The sequence below is a fragment of the Thermomonas sp. genome (genome assembly GCF_019104945.1).
GTDB lineage: Bacteria > Pseudomonadota > Gammaproteobacteria > Xanthomonadales > Xanthomonadaceae > Thermomonas.
The window spans coordinates 51,552-74,598 of sequence record NZ_JAHRWW010000033.1; the positions used below are offsets into that span (position 1 = coordinate 51,552).

Genomic DNA, 23,047 nt, shown 5'->3' on the forward strand with positions numbered 1-23,047 from the left:
CCCTTTCATACGCGCCATCTAGGATCCATCCCACAATGAAGTTCCCCAAGTATGACGCAGAAAACGGGAAAAACAGGACGCCTAGGTCTCCACCACGCCCATTTCATCCAGAGCACGATGCATTAGCTCGCGCACCGCGCCGCTGAGCGTCTCATTATCCAGCGCGTGGCGAATGGTTGCTTCTACCAGTCCAATATGGGTGCCGCAGTCAAAACGTGTCCCACGGAAGCGGAAAGCATCGACACGCTCTTGCTGCAGCAGCGCCGCAATGGCGTCGGTCAGTTGAATTTCACCGCCGCTGCCTTTTTGCGTCTGCTCCAGCAAATCAAAAATAGCGGGTGTTAACACATAGCGCCCAACGACCGCCAAATTACTGGGTGCGTCCGCAGGCTTTGGCTTTTCAACGATCTGCTGAATCCGGCCGGCTTGGCCCTCAAATGCATCGGTTGCCACAATGCCGTAACTGCCGGTCTGCGCATGTGGAACGTCTTGAACAGCCACCGCGCTTCCGCCCGTTTTCTGCACATGATCGGCCATCTGCTTGAGCGCGCCATCGCCACGGCTCCAAATCAGGTCATCGGGAAGCAGTACCGCAAAAGGCTCATCGCCGACAACCGGCTTCGCGCACAGCACCGCATGCCCCAACCCCAATGCCTCGGCTTGGGTCACAAACACCGCACGCACGCCTTCCGGCAATACGTTCCGAATCAGCTCAAGTTGTTCGGACTTACCCGCCTTCTCAAGCTTTTGCTCCAGCTCGTAGGCCTTGTCAAAATAATCAGCCACCGCGTGTTTGTAGCGGTTTGTCACAAAGATCAGCGTATCGCAACCGGCCGCAACGGCTTCATCTACCGCGTACTGGATCAGCGGCCGATCTACAACCGGAAGCATTTCTTTCGGCACAGTTTTGGTGGCAGGAAGAAACCGCGTACCTAAACCGGCGACGGGGAATACGGCTTTGCGAATGCGTTGATGAGTTGCTGTCATTTCCATCTGACTCGTGATTATTGCTTCTAAGGTTAAGCTGCCTTAAAGCTTCGTGCCGGAAAGATCATTATAGTTGACGTATTGCGTGGTTCGCTACGAACGCTTTCCGGATGAAATTCAGGAACCGCCCGCTGCAATGCTGCGTCTAGGATAGCAAGGTCATAATGATTCACCGCGTCACGTAGCACGGTGAGTTGCCGCTCCAGCTGGGGAGTTGAGATTTCACGCGGCTGGGCTTGGAAGATTTCTTGAAACTCCGTTCGCCCATAGTGCTCATCCTTATAAAACAATGTTTCGTGCAGGCGCTCACCCGGACGCAGACCGACGTATTCAATCTGAATATCCTTGCCTACTTCTTTACCAGCCAAGCGAATCATCTGCTCCGCCAGTACACGAATTGGAACCGGCTCGCCCATATCAAGCGTGTAAATGGCTTGCTGGGTACCAATGCTGGCCGCCTGCAAAATCAATAAGCAGGCTTCTGGAATCGTCATGAAATAGCGCGTGACCTCCGGGTCGGTGACCGTTACCGGGCCGCCATTTTGGATCTGCTCACGAAACAGTGGCACCACACTTCCCGCAGAATCGAGCACATTGCCAAAGCGCACCGTAACCATCCGCGTTGAGTGCGTATTTGCCAGCATCTGGCACACCATTTCACCAAGCCGCTTGGTAGCACCCAGCACATTGACCGGATCAACCGCCTTGTCGGTGGACACCAATACGAACGTTTCAACATTAGCAACCCGGCTAGCGCGCGCAACGGTTTCTGTGGCTAGCACGTTGTTGCGCACGGCTTCACGCAACTGCCCCTCTAGTAAAGGCACCTGCTTATACGCTGCCGCATGAAACACGGCATTCGGCTTTGCTTGCTTGAGCGCGTAGGTAATAACGGCAGGGTCCCCACAATCACCCAGCACATGCACAAGCTCTAAGCTTGGAAAATCCCGCCGTAATTCGCCACGAATACGTAGCAGCGCTAGCTCATTGATCTCAAGCAACGTAATTTTTCGAGCACCGTGCCTTGCACACTGACGGCAAAGCTCCGAGCCAATCGAACCACCAGCCCCCGTTACCAATACGGAGGCACCATCTAGCCAGCGTTGAATCTTATTCCAATCTGCTTTCCGTGGTGATCGTCCAAGGAGATCTTCAATCGACACTTCTTTTAATTGCGCTGGCGTCGTTGCCCTACCCTGCAAATAATCTGCAAGTTTCGGTACCGTGCGAAACGGCACCCCGGTCTTCTCGCACATCCGCACCACACTCTGCATTTGTGCGGAATTTAAAGAAGGCATTGCAATGACGAGGAGCTTTACCCCCGTCTCACTGGCAACGCGACCCACGTCACTTAGGCAGCCAAGTACGGGAAGACCTAGTATTGACGCGCCTTTCAGTGCCTTTGAATCATCAAGAAAACCGACCGGATCATAATGCCCCATGCGGAGCAGGTCGCGCACTAAAGCCTCACCTGCGCGCCCAGCTCCCAGCACCAACACGCGCTCCGCACCTTTTGCAAGATGCCGCTGTGCCTGCTCTTTCCATGCGCTGTAGAGCATCCTTGGAATTGCAAGCAAAAAGGTCAGTGCAGCAGGATAAAGCAGCAACGCTGTGCGCGAAACGAACTGCAGACGGGAGTAGAAAAATAGCCCAACAACGATCGCGAGCAGACCAAGCACACTCGCCTTGATGATATTGACAAGATCAGGCGTACTTGCGAACCGCCAAAGGCCGCGATACAGCCCAACCTTCCAAAATACCAAACCCTGTGCAATGAGCACCATAGCAACAGTGTCAGAAAAAAATGGCAGTTCTGGTGGAAACGGTTTAAAGGCATAGCGCAAAAAATGCATGCCCTGCCAGCATAACCACACCATTGCTAGATCATGCAAAACAACTGCGATCCGCGGCAATCGATACCACAATGTTCCTGCGTTCATTACACCATCCTTGCAGCAGGTTGTTTTATTGACTATGCAGTTTAACCCAAATCTTCAACGTGACCGCCGCAAATAAAATAGTCACGAGCCAGCTCCAACCAGCCGCCATACTTACAGCAAGCTGCATAGACAGCCCGGCCATTATCGTCCACATGGCATAGCTAATGCTAACTCGAACATGACCATAGCGCCGCGCCAGCTTCTGGTAGAGGTGCTGGGTATGCGGCTCCCACCAGCGTTCACCGCGCCGCATGCGCCAAAGCAAGGTAATCCCGCTGTCTGCCAGCATGGCGCTTACCGGAAGAAATAGCACCGGCCACATGCTAGGTGTGTGCTGTTGCATCGAAAACACAAGCAGCATGGCCATTAGAAACCCCAGCCCACCGCTCCCCACATCCCCGAGAAAGATCCGCGCACGTGGGAAATTGAACGGCAAAAACCCGAGTGCAGCCGCAGCAACAGCAAGCGCCACTAGCTGGGCAACACCGCTTAGCAGGCAAGCCAGCGCAAGCGCGGCCAGTGTCGCCTGGCTAGCCGCCATCCCGTTGATTCCGTCCATAAAATTCCAGACGTTGACCAACACGGGCACTGCAATAAACGCAGCCCCTACCAGCCACAGGTCTCCATTTGTCACTGCCACCGAAGCAGCGAAAATGCCGCCCGCACAAACCTGCACGATCAAACGAGACAGCGCAGAAAGCGGGTGATGGTCATCCCACCAACCGATACCCGCAACGAGCAGCAAACCCAAAGCAGCACCACCCCAGAGCACAGGCGCTTGTTGGGCCAGCATCAACAGCAGCATAAGCGTTACGACAACAAGCCCGATGCCCCCCCCACGCGGCGTAGGCTGGGTGTGACTACGCCGTTCTCCTGGCTGATCCAGCATTTTGCGGCGCAGCGCATAGCCGCGCGCCGTCCACGTCCCCAATGCAGACAGCAACAAACACGCGATAAATAGCAACCACTTCGAAGTGGAATCAGACCACGGCATAGTTGAGAAGAGGCTTCACCGTGCCCCAATCTTTACAACTTGGGCACTGCCAGTGGTGGCTCTTTGCGCCAAAGCCACAGCGTGTACAGCGATAGCTGGGGTTACGTACCAGCAGCTGTTCGGTAATGTGTTTCAAATCCTGCAGCGTCGCTTCGGCATTGGCATGATCGGCCAGAGTCAGGTCGATCAGCGCCGCCTCACCGCGCACGGATGGGCGATCTTTCAACTCCTGCGCAAGATATTGCCGTGCGGCCGCCACACCGTCTTCGGTTTCGGTCATTCGGGTAAGCGCCAGCACCGGCGCGATACCGCGGTAGTGCTCGCACATCCCGCTTAGGAACGCACGCGCACCAGTACGCTCGTCCACCTTATCGTAATTCTCCAGCAGGCTTGGCAAAATCACCGGCAAGAAGTCTGGATCATGCTGCGCCGCACGCTCATACGCACGAATCGCTGCCAGCGGGTTCCCCGCTTCTGTTTCTAAGCGACCTTCGGCAATTCCTGCGCGCACCGATGTGGGATCGGCAGCATAGGCTCGTACTACCGCTTCACGCGCGGCTTCTGCATCACCGTTGCTGCGGTGGCGCTCGGCCAATTCACATTCAAACTGCGCGATCAACTTCCCCATCGGCTCGCCAGTCACTTCCTCGTAGCGCGACGCATTGGCAATCGCCTTTGCCCAGTCACGCTCCGACTGATAGATGCCGATGAGGTGCTTCAGCGCCTGCGGTGCGCGTTGATCGAGCTTTGCAAGATCGGTGAACACTGTTTCTGCGCGATCTAAAAGACCGGCGCGCATATAGTCTTCACCCAGCGCTGAGAGCGCCTGAATTTTCTGTGCGTCAGACAAGCCTGGTCGCTGTGCCATCGCTTGGTGCAAGCGAATCGCACGATCTACCTCGCCGCGCTTGCGGAATAAATGCCCCAGCGCCAGCTGGGTCTCAAAGGTTTCCATGTCGAGCTCGGCCACATGGAGAAACAGCTCGATCGCTTTATCGGGCTGCTCATTAAGCAAATAGTTCAAACCACGAAAATACGTCGTGGAAAGTTTATTGACCTGGCTTCCACTGTGCCGCTCGCCACCGCGACGCCCCAGCACCCAGCCAAATAGCCCGGCCAGCGGAACGAAGATGACAAACCACATCCACTGATCGAGAAAATTCACGTTTACGCCCTCGCGTCAGTCGTTATCAGCCTGCGGCACCACATCGGTCACACGCTCCCGAAGCTCTTTGCCCGGCTTGAAATGCGGAACGTGCTTCGCTGGAAGCGCAACCGCTTCCCCTGTTTTTGGGTTTCGCCCCATGCGCGGCGGGCGATAGTGCAGAGAAAAACTACCAAAACCACGCACTTCAATCCGCTCGCCTTCCGACAGTGCGCCGCTCATCATTTGCAATAACGCTTTCACCGACAGATCCACATCGTCGGCTTTTAAATGCGATTGGCTACGCGTCAGTAGTTCGATGAGTTCGGATTTTGTCATGTTGAATGGCAGCTCTTCACAAAACTGCGGCGGCCCGATATGCATCAGGCCGCCGCATGGGTACGACTACAGCAAGATTAGTCAGCCTTGTTCAGCTGTTCACGCAGCAGCGCGCCCAGCTTGGTGGTGCCGCTGGCGGCTTCTGCATTGGCCTTGTTGTACTCGGCAATGGCTTCGGCGGTTTCTGCCTCGTCCTTAGCCTTGATCGACAACTGCAGGCTGCGGCCCTTACGGTCCATGCCCACAAACTTGGCTTCAACTTCCTGGCCCACCTTCAGCACTTGGCTGGCATCTTCGATACGGTCGTGGCTGATGTCGCGCACGGCCACGTAGCCTTCCACGCCTTCGCCCAGATCAATGGTAGCGCCCTTGGCATCGACTTCCTTCACGGTGCCGGTAACCTTGGTGCCCTTGGCGTGCGCGGCCATGAACTGACCCAGCGGGTCCTGTTCCATTTGCTTGACGCCGAGGCTGATGCGCTCACGTTCCGGGTCCACAGCCAGCACCACGGCTTCCAGCGTGTCGCCCTTCTTGTAGTTGCGGGCCAGCTCTTCGCCGGTGGAGTTCCAGCTGATGTCGGACAGGTGGATCAGGCCGTCGATACCGCCGTCCAGACCGATGAAGATACCGAAGTCAGTGATCGACTTGATCTGACCGGATACCTTGTCGTTCTTCTTGTGGATGGCCGCAAAGGTTTCCCACGGATTGCTGGTGACCTGCTTGATGCCCAGCGAGATGCGGCGACGCTCTTCATCCACGTCCAGCACCATCACTTCAACTTCGTCACCCACCTGTACCACCTTTGCCGGGTTGACGTTCTTGTTGGTCCAGTCCATTTCGGAAACGTGCACCAAGCCTTCCACGCCCGGCTCGATCTCGACGAACGCGCCGTAATCGGTGACGTTGCTGACCTTGCCGAACACGCGGCAGTTGGCCGGGTAACGGCGAGCGATGTTGTCCCACGGATCCTCGCCCATCTGCTTCAGACCCAGCGACACGCGGTTGCGCTCGCGGTCGTACTTCAGCACGCGCACTTCGAGCTCTTGACCCACTTCCACCACTTCGGACGGATGGCGCACGCGCTTCCACGCCATGTCGGTGATGTGCAGCAGGCCGTCGATGCCACCGAGGTCGACGAATGCACCGTAGTCGGTCAGGTTCTTGACAACGCCCTTCAAGATGGCGCCTTCAACCAGCTTCTCCATCAGCTGTTCGCGCTCTTCCGAATGTTCGGTCTCAACCACCGCACGGCGGGAAACCACAACATTGTTACGCTTACGATCGAGCTTGATGAGCTTGAACTCCAGCTCCTTGCCTTCCAGATAGACCGGGTCACGGACCGGACGCACGTCCACCAGCGAGCCCGGCAGGAACGCACGGACGTCCTTGATGTCGACGGTGAAACCGCCCTTGACCTTGCCGCTGATGCGGCCAACGATGGTGGCATTGGCTTCGAGCGCTTCTTCCAGCTCGTCCCACACCATGGCGCGCTTGGCCTTCTCGCGCGACAGCACGGTTTCGCCGAAACCATTTTCGAGGGAGTCAAGGGCGACCTTGACTTCGTCGCCGATGCCAACATCGATTTCGCCGTTGTCGTTGCGGAACTGTTCGATCGGCACGATGCCTTCGGACTTCAGGCCGGCGTTGATCACCACAACGTCGTTGGTAACAGCAACCACGACGCCCTTGACGATGGCACCAGGCTTGAGCTTGGCAAAATTGGCCTGGCTGGCTTCAAACAGTTCGGCGAAAGATTCGGTAGCTACGGAGTTCATGAAAAATCTCAGGTGGATACACGGGCTGCTCACAGATATGGAAGCGGCCCACCTTGGGTCTGGCGTTTACGCAGAATGCGCTTGGCCATGTGTGAGTGAATGAATTAAGCCGCCGATATATGCAATACCTGCGGCACCTATCTGCAACGACATCAACGCGCGTCAAGTACCGGACACAACACCCAGCACCCGCGCCACGACCGTTTCAATGGAAAGCCCGGTAGTGTCGATGTGCACAGCCTCAAGGGCTGGCCGCAGCGGCGCTACCGCGCGATTCGCATCGCGGGCGTCACGAGCGAGAATCTCTCGTAGCAGACCGTCCATTGTGACCGAAACCCCTTTGTCTTTCAACTGTTTATAGCGCCTCTGTGCGCGCTCATCGGCGCTGGCGGTCAAAAACACCTTATGCGCCGCATCGGGAAAGATGACCGTCCCCATATCGCGACCATCCGCCACAAGGCCAGGCAATTGCCGAAACGCGCGCTGCCGGTCTTTTAGCGCCGTCCGCACCTCTGGAATTGCTGCAATAGCCGAAGCCGCCGCCCCTGCGGTTTCGGTGCGCAGCTCATCGGTTGCGTCCACACCATTCACAATGACGCGTGGCTCACCTGCTGCGTCGTCGCGGAAGCCAATATCGGTATCAAACGTGCAGCGCACCAGCGCCGAAGCATCCGATAAATCCACATCCGACCAACCCGCCGCGATACCAATAGCCCGGTATAACGCGCCGGAATCTAAATAATGCCAGCCCAGGCGCGCGGCCACGATGCGGCTAATCGTCCCCTTCCCTGAACCGGAAGGGCCATCAATTGTAAGTACAGGAGCAAGAATGGAAGTCATCCAGGTATTATGACGCGGCCTATCAATTTCACGCAGTGAATTTTATTTCCGGCAACCCATTGATCTAGCGATCAATTGCACGCTAGAATGTGCGGCTTCGTATTTCTTCCCATCCATTTGCCGAGGTTTCATCATGAAGGTCCTGTCCTCCCTGAAGTCGGCGAAGGCCCGTCACCGCGACTGCAAGGTGGTTCGCCGTCGTGGCAAGGTCTTCGTGATCTGCAAGTCCAACCCGCGTTTCAAAGCGCGTCAGCGCTAAGCAACAGCGCGTTGGCTGCATGCCAAAAAGGCCGCCTCTGGGCGGCCTTTTGCGTATTGAACTCTTGAGTATCTCAACACTATGACCACGCAAACGCTGCGCTTCCCCGCCGAATGGGAGCCGCAATCCGCCATCCTCATCGCTTGGCCGCACGCCGGAACCGATTGGGCGAAGCGCCTTGCCGCCGTCGAAACCACCTATACCGAACTTGCTGCAGCCATCACCCGCTTTCAGCCGCTGATCATCTGCGTGGCCGATGCCGAGGTGGAAGCGCGCGCGCGTGAGCTACTCGCCGTCAGCAGCGCATCGCTTGAGCGCATTCGTTTCGAACGGGTGGCCTACAACGACACCTGGCTGCGCGATAGCGGCCCGGTCACACTCGTGCCTGCAGAGAGCGCTGATGCTTCGCAGCCGTTTGGCCTGCTCGACTTTCACTTCACCGCGTGGGGTGGAAAATTTGAGGCCAGCCTCGACGACCAACTCGTAGAAAAACTTGCAGCACGCGGCCTGTTTCCCAATGCCTCGCGTCAGCGCATCGACTTCGCCTTAGAAGGTGGCGGCATCGAGACCGATGGCAAGGGCAGCTTGCTCACCACGTGGATCTGCCTGCACGAACGTCACCCTCACCTCAGCCGCGAAGAACTTAGCGCTCAGCTCGCCGCATGGCTCCAGCAAAAGCGCGTGCTGTGGCTCGATCACGGTTATTTAGAAGGTGACGACACCGACGCCCATATCGACACCCTCGCCCGCTTCGCACCGAATGAGGCCATCGTCTATCAGGCCTGTGATGACGCTGCAGATGCGCACTTCACCGAGCTACAGGCGATGGCGGCTGACATCGCGGCGCTACGCACCCTAGGTGGCCAGCCTTATCGGCAATTTCCGCTGCCGTGGGCGCAGCCTATTGTGGATGAAGGGCGCAGACTCGCGGCGTCTTACGCCAACTACCTCATCCTTAATGGTGCGGTACTGATGCCCGCCTATGGTGACGCCGCCGACAATGCTGCAGCCAACGTATTAGCGCTTGCCTATCCGGGCCGCGAAATTATCCAAATCCCCTGCCGCCCACTGATCTGGCAGAACGGCAGCCTGCACTGCATTACGATGCAGCTTCCGGCGGGGCTGCTGGGCTAGCCTGCTCCAGATTTGGCTGACGAATGGGCAGCACGACTTGAAACGTGCTGCCCTGCCCCACGCGGCTCTTTACATCAATTCGTCCGTGGTGCTTATTCACAATACTGTGGGAAATGGCCAGCCCAAGCCCAGTGCCGCGCCCGATGGGCTTGGTGGTAAAGAACGGGTCAAAAAGATGGGGCAGTGCATCGGCTGGAATACCGCAGCCGTTATCGGTCACATTCACCCACACTTCGCTATCGCTACAACCGCTGGATAGCTCGATAGTGCCGTGGGTTTCAATCGCCTGCCCGGCATTGAGCAGTAAATTCATAAAGACCTGATTGATCTCCGATGCAAGACACTCCACCTGCGGCAGTGGGTTGTAGTGTTTTTCCAACCGCACTTTATATTTCAGCTCATTCCATACGATATTGAGCGTGGAATCTAAACCATGCAGCAAGTCCGCGGGCTGCATCTTCTGCTCCCTGCCCACGCGGGAAAAATCTTTCAGGTCTTGCACAATTTTAACGACCCGCTCGATCCCTTCGCGCGATTCGCGCAGTAGGTTTGGCAAATCCCCGATGATGTACTCCACATCCATCTGCTTGCGCATGCGCAAGAGGCTTTCGCGCTGTGCGATTGGATCGTCTGAAAATAGGGCTTCGTGGTATTTTTCGATCAGACCAAGCAGCACTGTGCCGTAATCTTGCAGCGTGCCGAGGTTGGAGCCAACGTAGCCAATAGGGTTATTGATCTCATGCGCCACACCTGCCGCCAGCTGGCCGATGGACGCCATTTTTTCCGACTGCAACAGCTGCTCTTGCGCCGTCGCTAAACGCTGCCCGGCGCGCTGCAGTTCTTCATATTGCAACTGATTGGCGCTACGTCCTGAACGAGTCACGCGCAGCCCGCCAACGCTTAGACGCTTCCTAGCAGCCGGGATTGCGCCTGCGCACCGGCGTAGCCAGTACCGTCGTAGGTGGCGCTGGTTTCGGTACGCCCCAAATGGCGCAGCGTCCACGCCACTTCGCGGCGGCGCCGCGACAACAGCACGGCATTTGCGCGGTTAAGCTCATAGAGCGCTTCGATCCGCGTCGAGTCGCTGGCTTTAGCCACCTGCTCCGCCTCTGCCAGCGCTTCTAACTTGGCCTGCGTCGATTGCAACAGGCCTTCAATATCGTGTTCCAACAACGCCTGACGCTCGGCCTTCAGGGCCGACTCCAATGCATCCAACGGGTGCACATCCTGGCTCATCGCAGCAGCTGACGTTCCAAAGCAAGCAGACGGTTCGCGATATCCTGCGGATTCACTTGATAGGTGCCGGACTCGATTGCACTGCGCAGCTCTTTCACCCGCGCCATATCAACCTTGTTCGACGACGCCATATCTTTTGCCATGGCCTTGATGCCCACAGCTTCCCCGGTTAAACGCAGGCTATCGACCGGCGGGGTTTTCTGTACGTCGGCATCACGGGCCACTGCGCCCGAGCGCGCTTGGTTGGCTTCCTTTACGAGCGGCGTCTCGACTGGCTTAGCCGACAAGCCTCCATCGATTTTAGTACTCATGACGCGGTGCTCCTAAGGGGTGTTCGAACTCAGTAACGGCCGATACTGGGGTAACTTTAGGGAAAAATGAAAAAACCTTCAATTGATCACCTCGACCGTCCCGTCGGGCGCCAAACGTCCGCGAATAATGCGGTGTGAGCTGTCATTTTCCACATTAACAATGCCCCCAGCGCGCGCCTGCCCCAGCGCGCGACCGCCCATGCGCACCTCAGAAGCCCCAAACGCCGCGCGTAAAACAACAGGGTCACCGCGCCGCACTAAGATTTCTGAATCCACACTCGCTACGTTACCACGAGTTCCGCCGCCTACTGAAGTGTCGGCCGGGCGTACCGGCACGTACAGCCGCCATCCCGGCACGTCCGGGCAGCGCACATCGGCCAACTGTGGCCCCGCTGCCGTGGCGGCCAGAGGCTGTTTACAAGCTTTTAGACGCAATCCCGGCACCAAGGTGGCCTGTGCGCCCGGTCCGGCCTGAATCACAGCCAGCGCTGCATCACGCACCGCTTGCAAGGACTGAGCCGCCTCTTGCGCACGCGCAGCGCCCACTGAGAGCAGCAGTACGCAGGGCAGCAGAAGTGTGAAAACACGCATAAAGATCTCATTCGTGATGCAATCTGCTCCCAATGCAGCAAAAGTCATGCCACACTCAAGCTCTGGCCGCCCCTGCCGAAAACTCTGACTATGTCATCGCGCAACCAACTGCTGGACCGAATTGACCAACGTATCCGCCTCGCCGGGCATAATCGACTGGCGTTGCTGCTGTTTCGCTTGGGTGGGCGTCAGATTTTTGGCGTCAATGTTTTTAAGGTGCAGGAAGTGCTGCTGCGCCCGCAGCTGTTCACCATGCCGCAGCTCCCCAGCAGCTTTTTAGGGGCTGCCGACATTCGCGGCCGCAGCGTCCCGGTGCTGGATTTGGCTAGGGCCATCGGCCAGCCGGTGGATGAGCAGCCCAACTACCTTGTGGTGACCGAGTTCAACCGCACCGTTCAAGGCTTTTTAGTGTCGATGGTCGATCGCATCGTCAATATCGCCGTTGAAGATGTGATTCCGCCGCCAGACCTCGGCAACGACCCGCACTACCTCACCGGCGTCACGCGCTATCACGACGAACTCATTCAACTGGTGGACGTGGAAAGCGTACTGGCCGAAGCACTGCCACCGCCCGCTGCGATTGCCTCGATCACCCCTATCATGAACGTGGGTAACCGCGAGGTACTGGTTGTGGACGACTCGCGTGTGGCGCGCAACCAGATTCGCTTTGTGCTGGACCAGCTCGGCCTCACCTGCACCCAGCTCTCGGACGGGCGGCAGGCGCTTGACCACCTCAAGCAGCTGGCCGCCACTGGGGTGAAACCAACCGACCGCTACGCGATGGTGATCTCCGATATTGAGATGCCGTCGATGGACGGCTACACGCTAACGTCGGAAATTCGACGCGACCCCGCGCTCAAAGACCTCTATGTGCTGCTGCACACCTCACTTTCAGGTGTTTTCAATCACGCCATGGTTGAACGGGTCGGTGCCGACGATTTTGTGCCGAAATACTCGCAACATGAGCTGGCAGAACGGATCAAGCAGCGGGTAACGGCGGCTTCGCAAAAAACTTAAGCCCGAAAATTTCAGCGCAGCGCTCAATCACCACGCATTTCGCCCGGAAAGGCTCACCACACAACGGTTGGCACAAATTTTGCTGATAGCCATGCACAGAACCTCATTGAGAGGGGAGCATGAGCGATTTTCTAGGCATCCATGGCACCGCCCTAGCCCTGCGTGAGCAGCGGCTGCAGCTACTTGCCTCCAATTTGGCCAACGCCGATACCCCTGGCTATCAGGCCCGTGACCTCGATTTCAGCGCCGCGCTGCAAGCGGCGCTCATGCCTGGTGGCAGCGAAACCAGCGATGCCATTGGCGCTGCAGCCAGTGGGGCCACCTATCAGCGCCCGGCGCTGCAAGCCAGCCTCGACGGCAACACGGTGGATACCCAGCGCGAGCAGGCCACGTTCGCGCAAGCGGCGCTTGAATACCGCGCCTCCATGTCGTTTGTGGAATCCAAGGTGCGCACCATGCTAACCGCGATTACCGGCGAATAAGGAGCCTTCTAAATGAGCAATCTCCCTATTTTTGACGTAGCAGGCTCCGCAATGCAGGCACAGTCGGTGCGCCTGAGTACCGTTGCCAGCAACCTAGCCAATGCGAACACCATTGCCGGGACAGCAGAAGGGGCGTACCGCGCCAAGATGCCGCTGTTCCAAACCGAAACCATTCCCAGCAAGCCTGAGCTTGCTGGGGTGCGGGTGGCTGAGGTGCAAGAAAGCACCGCGGCCCCCACCCGCCGCTATGACCCCGGCAATCCATCCGCCAACGAGCAAGGCTACGTCTTTGCTCCCGAAATCGACCCGGTGGCGCAAATGGTGGACATGATTTCCGCCTCGCGCAGCTACCAAGCCAATGTCGAAGTCTTCAACAGCGCCAAGGAATTGGCCGTTGCCACCTTAAATATGGGCCGTTAACGATGAGTACCGTCACCTCCGCCACTTCTTCATCCGATGCTTGGTATTCGAAATACATGGGGAGTAATTCCAGTCCTCAGTCCAAGAACACCACCGACAAAACTGACTTTCTGCGCATGATGACCGAGCAGATGAAGAATCAGGACCCACTCAACCCGGTGCAAGGGGCCGATTTCCTTGCCCAGCTGGCGCAATTTTCTACTGTGCAGGGCATTGAAAAAATGCAAGAAGCAATGGGCGCAATGGCCAGTGTGATGGAAAGTGATCAGTCACTGCGCGCTGCAGCGTTGGTAGGTCGTGACGTGCAGATCGCGGCCGAAAAAGTCACCCTCGCCGCAGGTGCGGGGGTCAAAGGTGAGATTACCGCCTCAAAGGCAGGCCCTGTACAGGTGGAGGTGCTCGATGCAAAGGGCAATGTCGTCCACAAGATGGCGCTGGAAGCCGACGCTAGCGGGCCATTGGCATTCCAATGGGACGGCAAGACCGGCAACGGCGATACCGCACCCGCAGGCAGTTATTCCTTTCGTGCCACTACCGGCAGCGACGCGAAAGGCGAAGCACTCTCGGTACGGCTGATTTCGCGCGTCGAAAGCGTCTCTATCGAGCCCCAAGGTCTTGTCCTCAACATCGCAGGACTAGGCAGTCACGCCCTTTCCACCATCCGTCGCATCAGCTAACCACACCCCCCGTTTCCACAGGAGCGCACCATGAGCTTTCGAATCTCCGTCACCGGCATGAATGCCGCCAGTTCCGATCTGGAAGTGACCTCCCACAATATCGCCAACGTCAACACCGTCGGCTTCAAATCCTCGCGCGCCGAGTTCGCCGATATGTTTGCGGTGTCCGGCTACGGTATTTCGCAAAATGCGATCGGTGCCGGTGCGCGCCTTTCGGCGGTGGCGCAGCAGTTCAGCCAAGGCAATATCGACTTCACCGGCCGTTCGCTGGACATCGCGATTGCCGGCCAAGGATTTTTCACCATGGCCAGCGGCGGCAGTATCGTCTATTCCCGCGCGGGCAACTTTCAGGCCGATCAAAACGGTTATGTGATCAACCCCTCCAACCAGCGCCTGCAAGTGTTTCCGCCCAATGCCGCCGGTGGTTTCGATATTGGCCGCCTCACCGACCTGCAGCTGCCCAACGGCGATTCGCCGCCTTCGGCCACCACCTCGGCCAAGGTGCAAACCACGCTACCTGCCGGCGCAACCGCGCCCCTCGTGTCTCCGTTCGATCCGAATAACTCGGGCTCTTACAACTTCATGACGTCGGCTGAAATTTATGATTCGCTCGGCGGCGTACACACCCAAACCATGTACTACGTTAAAACTGCCAACCCGAACGAGTGGCAGATGAATACGTATATCGACGGCACCGCCGTCAACCCCGGCGGCACCCCAACTACTCTGCAATTCGACGGTTCGGGCACGCTGACCACCCCAGCTCCGCCGTCCACAGTGACTTTGGATCCGTTCACGCCCACCAATGGCGCGGCGGCCATCAATGTCAACTTGGATGTCTCCGGTTCAACCCAATACGGCAGTAAGTTCGTCGTCAACACGCTGTCGCAAAATGGTTATGCCACCGGCCGCATTATTGGTGTTGAAATTTCCGACGAGGGCGTGGTCTCGGCACGTTATACCAACGGCACGGTCAACCCGCTTGGGCAGATCGCGATGACCAACTTCCCCAACACCCAAGGCTTGCAGCCCATTGGCAATAACGCTTGGGCGGAAACCTACAAGTCGGGTCAGCCGCTGCGCGGGCAGGCCGGTACGTCAGACTTCGGCATGATCCAAGGCGGCGCGCTGGAAGTGTCGAACGTGGATTTGACCTCGCAGCTGGTAAACATGATCAGCGCGCAGCGCAACTTCCAAGCCAACTCGCAGATGATCTCGACGCAAGACCAGATCATGCAAACCGTCATCAACATGCGTTGATGCACGCCACGAAGCGCCCTCCGATTGGTGAGGGCGCAAGGAGCTCGAAATGACCGACCGCGCGCTTTACGTAGCCATGACCGGGGCCAGCGCCATGCTGCGCGGGCAGGCCACGGTCGCCAACAATCTTGCCAACACCAGCACAGCAGGCTTTCAAGCTGCGTTAGAAGCGACCGTTGCATACCCGGTGGCCGGGCCTGGCTTGGCCTCGCGGGTAGCTACCGAGTCGCGCACGCTCGGCACCGATTCCAGCATCGGCACGATTCACAACACCGGCAACCCGCTGGACATTGCCCTGCGCCCAGATCGCTGGTTGGCCGTGCAAGACAGTGCGGGCGGTGTGGCCTATACGCGCAGCGGTGATCTGCAGCGCAACCCCAACGGCCTGTTGATGACCTCACGCGGGCAAATGGTCTTGGGCGCCGACGGTGCTCCGGTCACCGTTCCCGACAACCAAGCACTGGATATAGGCGGCGACGGCACGATCTCCATCGTTCCCTTGGGGCAGCCGCCCTCCACGCTTACAGAGGCCGGAAAGCTGCAGCTAATTGCCGCAAAAACCACCGATATGGTGCGCGGTGAAGACGGTTTGATGCGCCCGCGCCCCGGCACGACCCCTGCCCCTGCCACCGACCAAGCACTGACCTCTGGCGCACTGGAAGACAGCAACGTTAAGCCTGCCGACGCACTGGTGCGGATGATCGAACTGGCGCGCCAATTTGAAACGCAGGTACAGATCTTGCAGAAGGTGGATGAGAACGCCCGCGCCACCAATTCGATGGTGTCACTGAGCTAACGCCACGCATAACGTTTTAGAGGACTGCTGCCATGACTCAAGCCCTATGGATCGCCAAGACTGGTCTGGATGCCCAGCAGACCAAGATGTCGGTGATCTCCAACAACCTCGCCAACGTCAATACCTCGGGTTTCAAGCGCGATCGCGCCGCCTTCGAAGATTTGATGTACCAAACCTTCCGCCAGCCCGGCGGTGCCACCTCCGAGCAAACCCAGCTCCCTACGGGCCTGCAGATTGGTACCGGCGTGCGCGTTGCCGCGACCGCCAAGCAGTTCATGCAAGGCACCTTGAACCAAACTGGCAATGCACTGGACGTGGCGGTGAATGGCCGTGGCTTTTACGAAGTATTGCTGCCCGATGGCAGCCCGGCCTACAGCCGTGACGGTAGTTTTCAGATCAATGCACAGGGTGAGTTGGTCACCAACGAAGGCTACGCGGTGCAGCCCGGCATTCAAATTCCAGAAGGCACACAAAGTCTCACTATTGCCGGTGACGGTACGATTAGTGCACAACTGGCCGGACAAGTGGCGCCGGTGCAGATCGGCGCGCTCACCTTGGCCGATTTCGTTAACCCAGCAGGTCTGCAGGCTCTAGGTGAAAACCTGTTTGCCGAAACCGGCGCCAGCGGCCCCGCACAAACCGGGACGCCAGGCACCGGCGGCTTGGGGCGGGTGATTCAAGGGTATTTAGAAGCCTCCAACGTCAACGTCGTGGAAGAGCTGGTGTCGATGATCGAGACCCCGCGCGCCTACGAAACCAACGCCAAAGCCATTTCCACCACGGACCAAATGCTGGCCTACCTCAACAACAACGTCTGAGGCCCATCATGAGCGCCCCGCTGTTTCGTCACCTTTTTGTTTTTGCTATCGCCGTATGCGGCCTAAGCGCTTGCGCCACGGTCAATCGCCTATCCGGCGACGTGCGCCCGTTCGAAGAGCCCGTTGTTCCGAATGTCATCGCCCCGTCTGGCCCGCTTCCGGTTGCCGCATTGGCCAGCGGCGATGGTGGAGGCTCGATCTACGGCGCCCGCAGCGGGCGTGGCATGAGCCTGTTTCAAGACAACAAAGCCAGTGATGTTGGCGACCTGCTCACCATCGCCTTGGTGGAAAGCACCACGGCCACCACCCAATCCAAAACCGCCGTCAATAAAAAGAGTGGGCTGGATTTTGGCATCCCAACACTGGGCGGCGCGGCTGTACCGGGGCTTGGGGCCTCCTTGGAAGGCGGGCGTACCTTCGCTGGCGATGGCAATAGCGCGCAAAGCAACAAACTGGTCGGGCAACTCACCGTGCGCGTGGTGCAAGATCTAGGCAACGGCAATTTACTGGTGCGCGGCGATAAGCAGATTCGCCTCAACCAAGGTGATGAATTGGTGCAAATTCAAGGAATCGTACGCCGTGCCGATATTACTGCGGACAACCGGGTAACGTCGGATCGCGTGGCCGATGCGCGCATCGTCTATGGCGGCCGCGGCACATTGGCACGCTCCAATGCCATGGGCTGGCTGAGCCGTTTCTTCAACTCTGCGCTCTACCCGTATTGAGATAAGCATGATGAACCGTACTTTCACCGCCATCGCTGCCCTGCTCTGCACGTTGCTGCTCGCACCAACGGCGCAGGCCGAGCGTGTCAAAGATTTGGCGCAAGTCGCTGGTGTGCGTGGCAACCCGCTGATTGGCTACGGTCTCGTGGTGGGCCTTGACGGCAGTGGTGACCGCACCAGCCAAACACCATTCACCGTGCAAAGCCTGAAAACCATGCTGGAGCAGTTGGGCGCTACGCTGCCACCGGGTGTGAACCCGCAGCTGAAAAACGTGGCCGCCGTGGCGGTACATGCCGAACTGCCCGCCTTCGCCAAGCCGGGGCAGCAAATCGACATCACGGTTTCCTCGATTGGTAACGCCGGTTCGCTACGTGGCGGCAGCCTGCTGATGACCCAGCTCAAAGGCGCCGACGGGCAGGTGTACGCCATTGCACAGGGCAACTTGATCGTGAGCGGCTTTGGCGCCTCCGGCCGCGATGGCTCCAAAATATCGGTCAATGCCCCCAATGGCGGCAACATTCCTTCAGGGGCTATTGTTGAGCGCGCGGCCCCGGCTTCGGCCAATGCAGGCGTTGTCACACTCAACTTGCGTGAAGCCGACTTCACCACCGCCTCGCGTATTGTTTCTGCAGTTAACCGCACCTTTGGCAGCGGCCGCGCGCAGGCGCTAGATGGCGTTACTATTGAAATCAACCCACCGCCGGGTGACCGCATCTCCTTCTTGGCCGCCCTTGAAGCCCTCGACGTCGATCCCGGCGCAGCGGCGGCAAAAGTGATTGTGAACTCCCGTTCTGGCACCGTTGTTATGGGCGGGCAAGTCACTGTACTGCCTGCTGCGGTTGCGCACGGCTCGCTCACCGTCAATATCAGCGAGGCGACCCAAGTCAGCCAGCCGGGCGCGCTATCCACCGGCGGCCAAACCGTCGCCGTGCCGCAATCAACGGTAACTGCCAGCAGCGAAGGCAGCCATATGGTGCTGTTGCAGGGCGGCACTTCGCTGGAAGAAATCGTCCGCGCCATTAACGCGGTTGGTGCGGCACCGGGCGATATCGTTGCGATTCTTGAAGCCCTTAAGCACGCTGGCGCGCTGCGCGCCGAGCTTGAGGTGATCTAATGCCCATGGCACAACATTTGCTTGAATAGCTTTATGGTTATGCGATTACCTGCCGCCACCGCCTTCCCGCTCCAGCGTTCACAAACGCCGGAGCGTTCGCGTATTGAAGAAGCTGCACGTGGGCTGGAAAGCCAGTTCGCGCAGATGCTGATCAAAAACATGCGCAGCACCACACCAGGCGACCCGATGGGTGGCAACTCCACCTACCGCGAGATGTACGACCAACAGCTCGCCAAAGAGCTGACCAAGGGCCGCGGCTTGGGCCTGCAGCCCATGATCATCCGCCAACTCAGCGGCACCGCTTCCACCACACCAGAGGCCGGCACCACGCCGCTACCGCTACGCCCCGTGGGGGCTCCCATGACGCTGCCCGCGGCTGATACGCCTTCGGGCCTGCCGCTTCCTGCGGGTCTGCGTGGCAGTGCGCTGACCCTCACCCCTGCGAGCAGCGGCACCTCATTACAGGCCATCCGTCCGCCTATGCTGGCAGCGGCGCAGCAAACCTGCGATGAAAACGCCCCACTTGATTGCAGCAGCCCGGAAGCCTTCGCGCGTTCGGTTTGGCCGCACGCGCAAAAAGCCGCCGCCGAACTCGGTGTTCCCGCCAAAGCCCTTGTTGCTCAAGCCGCGCTGGAAACCGGCTGGGGGCGGCGCTTGGCCGGACAAGACGGCAAAGCCACCTCGCATAATCTGTTCGGCATCAAGGCGGGCGGCAGTTGGCAGGGCAACCACGTCACTTCGGCCACGCACGAATACGTCAACGGCCAACGTATCAGCGCAAAAGCCGCTTTTCGTAGCTACAACAATACCGCCGACAGCTTTGCCGATTACACGAAGCTGTTACAGCAGCCGCGCTATGCTGCGGCTCGCCAAGGCGGCAATGATGTGCACCGTTTCGCAAATGCGCTGCAACGGGCTGGTTATGCCACCGATCCGTCGTATGCTGACAAGATCGCCGCCATTGCAGGTGGCCCCACGCTGCGGCGCGCGTTACAAGGACTGGAGGGTTAATTTATGGCAGTCGGTATGTTTGGCACAGGTGCCTCGGCCCTTCTCGCATTTCAGCGTGCGCTATCCACCATTAGCCACAACGTCGCTAACGTCAACACGCCCGGCTACTCGCGCCAACGCGTAGAGTTCACCGCACGCCCAGGAACACCCGAATTTTTGAACCTCGGCCAAGGTGTTGACGCTAACAACCTGCGTCGGCTTGCCGACAGTCTCGTATTCGGGCGGCAAAACGATAGCGCCGGGGAAATGGGGCGGCTCACCCAGATTTCGGATCTCACTTCGCGGGTGGACAAATTGATGTCCGACCCCAATACCGGGCTGTCAAAAACGTGGTCGAACTTTTTTAATGCAGCGAAGGGGGTTTCTTCCGACCCTACTTCCAACGCGGCGCGTAACGAACTGCTATCCAGTGGCCAACAGCTGGCCGCACGCTGGCAGAGTCTCGACCGGCAGCTATCGCAAATCGACCAAGACGCAGGTGCGCGCCTGCAGGGTCAGGTGGACACTGCGAACCAGCTGATCAACCAAATTGCCGAGCTCAACCGCACCATTTCAACCTCGGGCGGTGCAAACGCTTCCCCAGACCTGCTAGACCAGCGCGACCTACGCGTGACCGAGCTCGCCAAGCTCACCGGCGCACGCGCGCAACCACAAGACGGTGGCATGCTGAACGTCGTCGCCAGCAACGGCCAGCCATTGGTGGTGGGGATCAAGGGCATGCCGATGGCATTGACCTCTGACCCTTTGCAAGCCAACCGCATGCAGATCTCGCTGAAGAACCCCAACGGCACCACCACGCCGCTTCAAGCCGACGCAATTACCGGCGAAATTGGTGGTCTGATGGAGTTTCGCAATAATACGGTCGAATCCACGCGCGCCGAATTGGGCCGAATGGCCACCGCCTTTGCCCACACGTTCAATGCGGTGCAGCGCGGCGGCGTTGACTACGCCGGTAACGCGGGCAGCGATTTTTTCTCGATTAGCCCGCCGCAAATCAATGCACCCAGTAGCAACACCGGCAGCGCCACGCTGAGCGCCAGCGTAAGCGACGTTGGCGCGCTGACCGGCAATAATGTGCTACTGAAATACGATGGCACGAACTGGAGCGCCACCCGCGCCGACACCGGTGCCGCCGTCAACATGACCGGCACCGGCACTGCAGGTGACCCGCTGGTCATTGACGGCGTATCGGTCGTTGTTTCTGGCAGCGCCGGCAGCGGCGACAGCTTCCTGCTACGCCCCACTGCCGATGCTTCGTCCAGTTTGAAAGTAGCGATCACCGACCCTGAGCAGATCGCCGCCGCCGCACCGATGCGCGTAGGCCTTGATGCAGGCAATCTTGGCAGCATCAAAGGCGGCACGACGCAAATTACTGACCCTACGCAATTTGCCTCGTTTACCGGCGCCAATATCGTTTTTCTTGACGCTACCACCTATAGCCTCGATGGTGGCACCCCAGTCACCTACACGCCGGGCGATACCATCAGTGGCAACGGCTGGTCGCTGGTATTAGATGGCACGCCTGCCGCAGGCGATGAAATCAACCTCAGCCGCACGCCGCCGCGTTCGTCGGACAATAGCAATGCAGCGCTACTGGCCAACGTTGATGGTCAGTCTGTACTGAATGGTGGCCGCCTCAGCGTGACCTCAGCAATGACCCAGCTCACCTCACGGGTGGGCAGCGATGCACGCAATGCCCAGCTCAATCTGGACGCCCAAAAAGCCATCGACGATCAAATTACCGCCGAACGCGAATCGGTTTCTGGGGTTAATTTGGACGAAGAAGCCACCGAAATGCTGCGCTACCAGCAGGCTTATCAAGCCGCCACACAAATCATTTCCGTGGCCGACACGATGTTCCAGTCGCTTATGAACGCGGTGCGAAACTAAGGTTCGGAGGAGATTGTCATGACGCTACGCCTCTCAACACAAGGAATGTACCGCATGGGGATGGGCAATATGCTCAGTACCCAATCCAAAATCGCGCAGCTGCGCCAACAAATCAGCAGTGGCATTCGCTTGAACCAAGCCAAAGACGATCCCGTTGGCATGGCCACCGCACAAAAATTAGACCATCTGCAAGCATCGCTGGTGCAGTTTGGCAAAGATTCCGACCGCGTTGATCACCGTCTGCGCATGGAAGAAGGCGCCTTGGGTGATGCCAATGACAACCTCACCCGTGCGCGCGAGCTGGCTATTGAAGCCAATAAAGGCGGAATGAGCGATAGCGACCGTAAAATTATTGCCAACGAGATCAACCAAATTCGGCAAAACCTGATCGACATCGCCAACCGCGACGACGGCAATGGCCGCAAGCTGTTTGCAGGCAGCAGCGATGGCGTAACCCCGTTTACCGACAACAATGGCAACATCACCTACCACGGCGACGATGGGCGCAATAACGTGGAAATCTCGCCCGATGTCTTCGTGCAAGACGGCGACTCCGGCAGCGCGGTATTCCTGCGTGTGCGTACCGGCGACGGCTACTCACGCGGCACAGTCAGTGCAGCGAATACCGGCTCAGGCGTATTGAGTAGCGCCCTAGTCACCAATACCGCCACCTGGGGCAATAATACCTACACGGTTAATTTTACTGCGGCCAATGCGTATGAAATTTTAGACAGCGCAGGCAACCCGCTTTCCCCGGCAGTGGCCGGCACTTGGACCAATGGCGACACCATTCCTCCAGCGGCTGCGGGCCTTGGTGTCGAATTCAAAATTACCGGCCAGCCAGCCGCAGGCGACCAGTTCACCATTGAACGCGCGCCCAACCAAGACGTCTTCAAAACGCTCCAGCTTCTTGAAGACGCGCTGCTGCACCCCGGCAACAGCAGCGCCGACAACGCCCTACGCATTAACGCGATAGGCAGCGGGCTGGCCGATATTGCAACGGCGCAGGATCATCTACTGAATATGCGCACGGGTGTTGGTGCGCGCATGTCGAACTTGGATGTAACCTCTGACGAACGCAGCAAACAATCGATCAGCATGACCGAAACGCTATCCGCGCTGCGTGATACCGATTACGCCGACGCCATCAGCCAGCTCAATATGCAGATGCTTTCGCTGGAAGCGGCGCAAAAAGTCAGCGTGCAGATGTTCGGAATGTCGCTATTCAATAAGCTCTAAACAGCCATCGCCATCTGTTACTTGCAAAACGCCGGGTCATGCCCGGCG

At 58.4% G+C, this 23,047-nt stretch carries 24 protein-coding genes and 1 pseudogene; 14 read left to right on the forward strand and 11 right to left on the reverse strand.

The window, feature by feature from the left end:
• Positions 1 to 81: 81 nt before the first annotated feature.
• The 7 genes from galU to cmk form a co-directional block, all read right to left on the reverse strand.
• The gene (gene galU, locus KUL77_RS08365) at positions 82 to 987 is read right to left on the reverse strand and encodes a UTP--glucose-1-phosphate uridylyltransferase GalU (protein ID WP_297145656.1); all 906 of its coding nucleotides are present in this window, start codon (positions 985 to 987) and stop codon (positions 82 to 84) included.
• Between the two features lie 32 nt (positions 988 to 1,019).
• Positions 1,020 to 2,927, reverse strand: coding sequence for a nucleoside-diphosphate sugar epimerase/dehydratase (locus KUL77_RS08370; protein WP_297145660.1), 1,908 nt, complete (start codon positions 2,925 to 2,927; stop codon positions 1,020 to 1,022).
• A 25-nt stretch (positions 2,928 to 2,952) separates the two neighbouring features.
• Positions 2,953 to 3,921 (reverse strand): hypothetical protein, encoded by a 969-nt coding sequence (locus KUL77_RS08375; protein ID WP_297145663.1) that lies wholly within the window; start codon positions 3,919 to 3,921, stop codon positions 2,953 to 2,955.
• Positions 3,908 to 5,086: a lipopolysaccharide assembly protein LapB gene (gene lapB / locus KUL77_RS08380; protein WP_297145666.1), complete on the reverse strand. Its 1,179-nt coding sequence runs from the start codon at positions 5,084 to 5,086 to the stop codon at positions 3,908 to 3,910. The genes KUL77_RS08375 and lapB overlap by 14 nt, the downstream gene beginning before the upstream one ends.
• A gap of 15 nt (positions 5,087 to 5,101) precedes the next feature.
• Positions 5,102 to 5,404: an integration host factor subunit beta gene (locus KUL77_RS08385; protein ID WP_297145669.1), complete on the reverse strand. Its 303-nt coding sequence runs from the start codon at positions 5,402 to 5,404 to the stop codon at positions 5,102 to 5,104.
• 77 nt (positions 5,405 to 5,481) lie between these two features.
• Positions 5,482 to 7,179: a 30S ribosomal protein S1 gene (rpsA, locus tag KUL77_RS08390; protein ID WP_297145671.1), complete on the reverse strand. Its 1,698-nt coding sequence runs from the start codon at positions 7,177 to 7,179 to the stop codon at positions 5,482 to 5,484.
• 162 nt (positions 7,180 to 7,341) lie between these two features.
• Positions 7,342 to 8,019 carry a (d)CMP kinase gene (cmk, locus tag KUL77_RS08395; protein ID WP_297145673.1) on the reverse strand — a complete coding sequence of 226 codons (678 nt, stop codon included), beginning with the start codon at positions 8,017 to 8,019 and terminating at the stop codon, positions 7,342 to 7,344.
• 133 nt (positions 8,020 to 8,152) lie between these two features.
• Here cmk and ykgO point away from each other — a divergent pair, with 133 nt between their 5' ends.
• Positions 8,153 to 8,278, forward strand: a complete 126-nt coding sequence (ykgO, locus tag KUL77_RS08400) for a type B 50S ribosomal protein L36 (protein WP_010342887.1) — start codon at positions 8,153 to 8,155, stop codon at positions 8,276 to 8,278.
• Positions 8,279 to 8,359: 81 nt separating this feature from the next.
• Positions 8,360 to 9,412, forward strand: a complete 1,053-nt coding sequence (locus KUL77_RS08405; protein ID WP_297145676.1) for an agmatine deiminase family protein — start codon at positions 8,360 to 8,362, stop codon at positions 9,410 to 9,412.
• Here KUL77_RS08405 and KUL77_RS08410 read toward each other — a convergent pair.
• From KUL77_RS08410 to KUL77_RS08425, 4 genes and pseudogenes are all read right to left on the reverse strand, one after another.
• A pseudogene (locus KUL77_RS08410) lies at positions 9,378 to 10,268 on the reverse strand (ATP-binding protein); the annotation flags it as partial. The gene KUL77_RS08405 and the pseudogene KUL77_RS08410 sit on opposite strands and share 35 nt — an antisense overlap.
• A gap of 44 nt (positions 10,269 to 10,312) precedes the next feature.
• On the reverse strand, positions 10,313 to 10,648 hold the full coding sequence (locus KUL77_RS08415) for a flagellar protein FlgN (protein ID WP_297145679.1): 336 nt from the start codon (positions 10,646 to 10,648) through the stop codon (positions 10,313 to 10,315).
• Complete coding sequence (gene flgM / locus KUL77_RS08420; protein ID WP_297145681.1) at positions 10,645 to 10,959, reverse strand: flagellar biosynthesis anti-sigma factor FlgM; 315 nt, start codon at positions 10,957 to 10,959, stop codon at positions 10,645 to 10,647. The genes KUL77_RS08415 and flgM overlap by 4 nt, the downstream gene beginning before the upstream one ends.
• A 78-nt stretch (positions 10,960 to 11,037) precedes the next feature.
• On the reverse strand, positions 11,038 to 11,550 hold the full coding sequence (locus tag KUL77_RS08425) for a flagella basal body P-ring formation protein FlgA (protein ID WP_297145684.1): 513 nt from the start codon (positions 11,548 to 11,550) through the stop codon (positions 11,038 to 11,040).
• 90 nt (positions 11,551 to 11,640) lie between these two features.
• Here KUL77_RS08425 and KUL77_RS08430 point away from each other — a divergent pair, with 90 nt between their 5' ends.
• The 12 genes from KUL77_RS08430 (at position 11,641) to flgL (ending at position 22,999) form a co-directional block, all read left to right on the forward strand.
• The gene (locus tag KUL77_RS08430) at positions 11,641 to 12,567 is read left to right on the forward strand and encodes a chemotaxis protein (RefSeq protein WP_297145686.1); all 927 of its coding nucleotides are present in this window, start codon (positions 11,641 to 11,643) and stop codon (positions 12,565 to 12,567) included.
• Between the two features lie 119 nt (positions 12,568 to 12,686).
• Positions 12,687 to 13,049: a flagellar basal body rod protein FlgB gene (gene flgB, locus KUL77_RS08435; RefSeq protein ID WP_297145689.1), complete on the forward strand. Its 363-nt coding sequence runs from the start codon at positions 12,687 to 12,689 to the stop codon at positions 13,047 to 13,049.
• 12 nt (positions 13,050 to 13,061) lie between these two features.
• Positions 13,062 to 13,469: a flagellar basal body rod protein FlgC gene (flgC, locus tag KUL77_RS08440; RefSeq protein ID WP_297145691.1), complete on the forward strand. Its 408-nt coding sequence runs from the start codon at positions 13,062 to 13,064 to the stop codon at positions 13,467 to 13,469.
• Positions 13,470 to 13,471: 2 nt separating this feature from the next.
• Positions 13,472 to 14,146 (forward strand): flagellar hook assembly protein FlgD, encoded by a 675-nt coding sequence (locus KUL77_RS08445; protein ID WP_297145694.1) that lies wholly within the window; start codon positions 13,472 to 13,474, stop codon positions 14,144 to 14,146.
• Between the two features lie 30 nt (positions 14,147 to 14,176).
• Positions 14,177 to 15,406, forward strand: a complete 1,230-nt coding sequence (gene flgE / locus KUL77_RS08450) for a flagellar hook protein FlgE (protein WP_297145697.1) — start codon at positions 14,177 to 14,179, stop codon at positions 15,404 to 15,406.
• A 49-nt stretch (positions 15,407 to 15,455) separates the two neighbouring features.
• Positions 15,456 to 16,202, forward strand: a complete 747-nt coding sequence (locus tag KUL77_RS08455; RefSeq protein WP_297145700.1) for a flagellar basal body rod protein FlgF — start codon at positions 15,456 to 15,458, stop codon at positions 16,200 to 16,202.
• 32 nt (positions 16,203 to 16,234) lie between these two features.
• Positions 16,235 to 17,020, forward strand: a complete 786-nt coding sequence (flgG, locus tag KUL77_RS08460; RefSeq protein WP_297145703.1) for a flagellar basal-body rod protein FlgG — start codon at positions 16,235 to 16,237, stop codon at positions 17,018 to 17,020.
• Positions 17,021 to 17,028: 8 nt separating this feature from the next.
• Positions 17,029 to 17,745 (forward strand): flagellar basal body L-ring protein FlgH, encoded by a 717-nt coding sequence (locus KUL77_RS08465; protein WP_297145705.1) that lies wholly within the window; start codon positions 17,029 to 17,031, stop codon positions 17,743 to 17,745.
• Between the two features lie 7 nt (positions 17,746 to 17,752).
• Positions 17,753 to 18,859, forward strand: coding sequence for a flagellar basal body P-ring protein FlgI (locus KUL77_RS08470; RefSeq protein WP_297145708.1), 1,107 nt, complete (start codon positions 17,753 to 17,755; stop codon positions 18,857 to 18,859).
• A 39-nt stretch (positions 18,860 to 18,898) separates the two neighbouring features.
• Positions 18,899 to 19,870 carry a flagellar assembly peptidoglycan hydrolase FlgJ gene (gene flgJ / locus KUL77_RS08475; RefSeq protein ID WP_297145711.1) on the forward strand — a complete coding sequence of 324 codons (972 nt, stop codon included), beginning with the start codon at positions 18,899 to 18,901 and terminating at the stop codon, positions 19,868 to 19,870.
• A 3-nt stretch (positions 19,871 to 19,873) separates the two neighbouring features.
• On the forward strand, positions 19,874 to 21,760 hold the full coding sequence (gene flgK, locus KUL77_RS08480; RefSeq protein ID WP_297145713.1) for a flagellar hook-associated protein FlgK: 1,887 nt from the start codon (positions 19,874 to 19,876) through the stop codon (positions 21,758 to 21,760).
• An 18-nt stretch (positions 21,761 to 21,778) separates the two neighbouring features.
• Positions 21,779 to 22,999 carry a flagellar hook-associated protein FlgL gene (gene flgL / locus KUL77_RS08485; protein ID WP_297145715.1) on the forward strand — a complete coding sequence of 407 codons (1,221 nt, stop codon included), beginning with the start codon at positions 21,779 to 21,781 and terminating at the stop codon, positions 22,997 to 22,999.
• Positions 23,000 to 23,047: the final 48 nt, after the last annotated feature.

What these genes read in the sequence shown, in the direction of transcription:
- flgJ (WP_297145711.1), top strand. Translation starts at nt 18,899, where the DNA reads ATGCGATTACCTGCCGCCACCGCCTTCCCGCTCCAGCGTTCACAAACG.
- KUL77_RS08425 (WP_297145684.1), bottom strand. Translation starts at nt 11,550, where the DNA reads ATGCGTGTTTTCACACTTCTGCTGCCCTGCGTACTGCTGCTCTCAGTG.
- KUL77_RS08385 (WP_297145669.1), bottom strand. Translation starts at nt 5,404, where the DNA reads ATGACAAAATCCGAACTCATCGAACTACTGACGCGTAGCCAATCGCAT.
- KUL77_RS08405 (WP_297145676.1), top strand. Translation starts at nt 8,360, where the DNA reads ATGACCACGCAAACGCTGCGCTTCCCCGCCGAATGGGAGCCGCAATCC.
- flgB (WP_297145689.1), top strand. Translation starts at nt 12,687, where the DNA reads ATGAGCGATTTTCTAGGCATCCATGGCACCGCCCTAGCCCTGCGTGAG.
- KUL77_RS08465 (WP_297145705.1), top strand. Translation starts at nt 17,029, where the DNA reads ATGAGCGCCCCGCTGTTTCGTCACCTTTTTGTTTTTGCTATCGCCGTA.
- galU (WP_297145656.1), bottom strand. Translation starts at nt 987, where the DNA reads ATGACAGCAACTCATCAACGCATTCGCAAAGCCGTATTCCCCGTCGCC.
- KUL77_RS08370 (WP_297145660.1), bottom strand. Translation starts at nt 2,927, where the DNA reads ATGAACGCAGGAACATTGTGGTATCGATTGCCGCGGATCGCAGTTGTT.
- ykgO (WP_010342887.1), top strand. Translation starts at nt 8,153, where the DNA reads ATGAAGGTCCTGTCCTCCCTGAAGTCGGCGAAGGCCCGTCACCGCGAC.
- flgL (WP_297145715.1), top strand. Translation starts at nt 21,779, where the DNA reads ATGACGCTACGCCTCTCAACACAAGGAATGTACCGCATGGGGATGGGC.
- KUL77_RS08375 (WP_297145663.1), bottom strand. Translation starts at nt 3,921, where the DNA reads ATGCCGTGGTCTGATTCCACTTCGAAGTGGTTGCTATTTATCGCGTGT.
- KUL77_RS08455 (WP_297145700.1), top strand. Translation starts at nt 15,456, where the DNA reads ATGACCGACCGCGCGCTTTACGTAGCCATGACCGGGGCCAGCGCCATG.
- KUL77_RS08445 (WP_297145694.1), top strand. Translation starts at nt 13,472, where the DNA reads ATGAGTACCGTCACCTCCGCCACTTCTTCATCCGATGCTTGGTATTCG.
- rpsA (WP_297145671.1), bottom strand. Translation starts at nt 7,179, where the DNA reads ATGAACTCCGTAGCTACCGAATCTTTCGCCGAACTGTTTGAAGCCAGC.
- flgE (WP_297145697.1), top strand. Translation starts at nt 14,177, where the DNA reads ATGAGCTTTCGAATCTCCGTCACCGGCATGAATGCCGCCAGTTCCGAT.
- KUL77_RS08470 (WP_297145708.1), top strand. Translation starts at nt 17,753, where the DNA reads ATGATGAACCGTACTTTCACCGCCATCGCTGCCCTGCTCTGCACGTTG.
- flgC (WP_297145691.1), top strand. Translation starts at nt 13,062, where the DNA reads ATGAGCAATCTCCCTATTTTTGACGTAGCAGGCTCCGCAATGCAGGCA.
- flgM (WP_297145681.1), bottom strand. Translation starts at nt 10,959, where the DNA reads ATGAGTACTAAAATCGATGGAGGCTTGTCGGCTAAGCCAGTCGAGACG.
- flgG (WP_297145703.1), top strand. Translation starts at nt 16,235, where the DNA reads ATGACTCAAGCCCTATGGATCGCCAAGACTGGTCTGGATGCCCAGCAG.
- flgK (WP_297145713.1), top strand. Translation starts at nt 19,874, where the DNA reads ATGGCAGTCGGTATGTTTGGCACAGGTGCCTCGGCCCTTCTCGCATTT.
- KUL77_RS08430 (WP_297145686.1), top strand. Translation starts at nt 11,641, where the DNA reads ATGTCATCGCGCAACCAACTGCTGGACCGAATTGACCAACGTATCCGC.
- KUL77_RS08415 (WP_297145679.1), bottom strand. Translation starts at nt 10,648, where the DNA reads ATGAGCCAGGATGTGCACCCGTTGGATGCATTGGAGTCGGCCCTGAAG.
- cmk (WP_297145673.1), bottom strand. Translation starts at nt 8,019, where the DNA reads ATGACTTCCATTCTTGCTCCTGTACTTACAATTGATGGCCCTTCCGGT.